The organism is Salinivibrio sp. IB643, from assembly GCF_001996105.1.
Classification (GTDB): Bacteria; Pseudomonadota; Gammaproteobacteria; order Enterobacterales; family Vibrionaceae; genus Salinivibrio; species Salinivibrio costicola.
Genome location: NZ_MUFF01000071.1, coordinates 1 through 2,968, shown reverse-complemented (window position 1 = coordinate 2,968; position 2,968 = coordinate 1). Strand labels below are relative to the sequence as shown.

Annotated in this window: 2 protein-coding genes and 3 pseudogenes; all 5 read right to left on the bottom strand. The window is 44.1% G+C overall.

The window, feature by feature from the left end; genetic code table 11:
- Positions 1-193 (bottom strand): transposase (locus BZG77_RS14405; RefSeq protein ID WP_077647735.1); only part of this gene is annotated, 193 nt, incomplete at its 3' end.
- A gap of 135 nt (positions 194-328) precedes the next feature.
- Positions 329-1,116 (bottom strand): annotated as a pseudogene (locus BZG77_RS14400) (IS5 family transposase).
- Positions 1,117-1,250: 134 nt separating this feature from the next.
- Positions 1,251-1,541, bottom strand: a pseudogene (locus BZG77_RS14395) (IS1634 family transposase); the annotation flags it as partial.
- A 93-nt stretch (positions 1,542-1,634) separates the two neighbouring features.
- A pseudogene (manA, locus tag BZG77_RS14390) lies at positions 1,635-2,633 on the bottom strand (mannose-6-phosphate isomerase, class I); the annotation flags it as partial.
- A 63-nt stretch (positions 2,634-2,696) separates the two neighbouring features.
- Positions 2,697-2,968: ATP-binding protein (locus BZG77_RS14385; RefSeq protein WP_198532436.1), on the bottom strand; the 272-nt coding region annotated here is incomplete at its 5' end.

The window sequence follows — 2,968 nt, the reverse complement described above, 5'->3', positions numbered from 1 at the left end:
GTGTGATGGGGGAAGCATGAGGCGTAACGCCTTGTTGCTCTTGTCTCAGTTGTCTTACCCACTTGTCCATGGTGGATTTGCCCACGCCCATGGCAGTAGCTGCTTCGATAATCGTGTAGTTTTGTTCGAGAACAAGCTCAGCGGCTTCACGTTTAAATTCAGCGCTGAAAGTACGTCTTGTGCGTTTGGTCATGGTTTCACCTGTCATGCTATGAGGCGTATCTTAACACCTCTAATCAGGTGGCCAAATTCACTATGCCACTACAGAAAACGGACAGGTAGAAAAAGGTACGTTRCCAATTGTAGAAGCAATTGACCGTATAAGAGCCTATCCCAAAAGGGATTTATTCCAAACAATGAGGCTACAAGCAATGGCCTCGTAGTTTTCGATTTTCTTTTCCCAACGAACAAGCAATCTACGATAACGGTTTAGCCAGCTATGAGTTCGCTCCACAACCCAACGATGAGCCTTAAAATCATCCGATTGCTTCAAGCTCGCGGCCTCTTCAGCACGTCATTGAACATGGGGAATGTAGTTCAAAGCAACCAGTTCATCATGTAACCACTGGCCTGTATAACCTTTGTCTAGGTACAAAGGTACTTTCAGCGGCGGCCGATAACACTCTAGTGGATCTAATGTTTGAAGTACCAGCTTAATGTCGTGGACGTTTGCGCCATCGCTAACAACAGCCAGTGGCAATCCATTCGCATCCGTCAACAAACTGCGTTTTACGCCTTGTTTCGCACGGTCTGTTGAGTTCTAACCTGTTTTTTTGAGCCAGCTAAAGGTGCTTTAGTTTGGCACCCGTCTATTGATATGGAACTCCAATCAACCCCTTCGTAAATCAGGCCATTTTGCCAAAATCGCTCAAAGACTCCTGCATCTCGCCACTCTTGAAAACGACGATGTGCAGAGCTAGAGGAACAAATACCTGTCGCGTTAAGCGCATTCCAATTACAACCAGTTCTGAGAACAAAGAGGATGCCGTTCATAGCATCACGATTATCGACTCTCTTTCGATGTGTTCCTAGAGGATGGTTCGTCTTGTGGATTGGTAAAAGCGGCTCAATTTTTGCCCAAAGGGCGTCAGAGATTAGGTATTGTGTCGAATTCATTTACAGTATTTTCAATAGGTGTTGATTTACTCAGACAACACCTATTAATATAGGTTCTTAGAGTCGTCAGTGAATTAATAGACGTATTTGATTCCTAGTAAATCTATTAGTTAAATTTTATCTTATGCCACAATTGCCAGTTTGATTGTTATTGGAACACGGTTAATGAACTTCTGCTTTTGTTCATCAAGTGAGCAGATACTTTCTTCTATATACAAGCCCGCATCTGCAATGAAGTAACGACTTTTTTGTGCCGCTTTTAAACTCCGTATGTGATTGCTGGTCACCGTTGAGAATGCCTTCGCATCATTGTTGTTCCCACTGAGCGCCTGCATATAGTTAGCAAGGGCAGCGTTATTTTCACAAATGAGTTCAAGTCCCATTTGATTAATCTCTGGGCGGTGGTCTCGGCTATAGCCTTTTACAAAAGAATGGCGCGATGGAATTATGAAGTGGCTTTAATGCACCGACTAAAAGCGCATTAAAGCCTTAGGGGGAAAGGGTAGAGATTCAAATGGTTAGTTGAATGCTCTGGCAAGAGTCGCCTTGCCTTTGTATGTGTACTGCCCAGTATGGTATGGAAAGAATACTGACTCGCCTTTCTGGATTGTTACCTTGTCGTCACCACTTACGATCGTAGCTGAGCCGCTGATACAGAATAGAATTTCAGCGCTTCTTAAGTAATGAAGCTCATCGATAATGCTCAAGTTGACGATTTCGAAGCTAAAGTCATCGACTGGCACAGGGAAGAGCAGCTTATTTCCCTTATTAATTGGTGTTAAGCGTAGTGTACTTGGCTTTGTTTCTTTAAACTGAGTGTTATCGATGAGTTCGTTGACATCAATATGCTTAAGCGTTAGGCCCGCACGAAGAACGTTATCGGAGTTCGCCATGATTTCAGGGGCGGTACCTTCAACGTATGCGTGAGGCGTTTCAGCGCCAAGAAACATTGCTTCTCCAGGTGACAACTCTAGAGTCTTTAGCATTAACGGTGAGAACAAACCGATATCATCGGCATAATGTTGATAAAACCGCTTACTATATTCTAAGGCTTCACTCACGAGCCCATTTGTGGCTGGTTGAGTATATGCTGCGTAAAGTTGGCTAAGGGCAAGCTTCTTTTTTACTCCCTGAAGTGACATGACAGCGGCAAAAAATGTTTTCAACCTTTCGCCATGCCTATTCTCACTTAGCGATTCAATTTCTGTGCTTAATGCCTAAATGCCCACTTCATTGAATAAAGTTACAATATCGCCAATGGGTCTAAAACCATTCATTACCTTATAGGGAGTCAAGGCATATACCAGCTCAGGTTTATGATTTGGGTCTTTGTAGTTGCGATGTGCGGCATCAATAACAATCCCTTGTGCGTTTTCCCGAGCAAAACCCAACTGAGCTTTTTCCTTGTGTGGGTGAACTTGAATTGAAAGAGGTGTCTCTGCAGCAAGAACCTTGAACAAAAATGGTAACTCACCAAAGCGATTCGCGGTATATTCACCAAGGGTTTTAACCCCATTTATGTAGCGTCAATTATCTTGGCCGGTTTTCCGACAATTATCCTGGCCGGTTGATACCGATTTTTAACTACCGTTGCTCATCGCCATTTTGCGCCGGTAACTTTCACCTTCACAATGAAGGATTGTCGCATGATGCACCAGTCGATCGATGGCGGCGATGGTCATCGTTGAGTCGTCGAACAGTTCGTCCCATTGCTCGAATGACTTATTTGATGTGATGATCATGCTGTGTCTTTCATACCGATGCGCGATTAGTTCGAACAGCACACTGGTTTCCTGCTCGGTTTTGCGAACGTAACCTACGTCATCCATGCGAACGTAACCTACGTCATCCA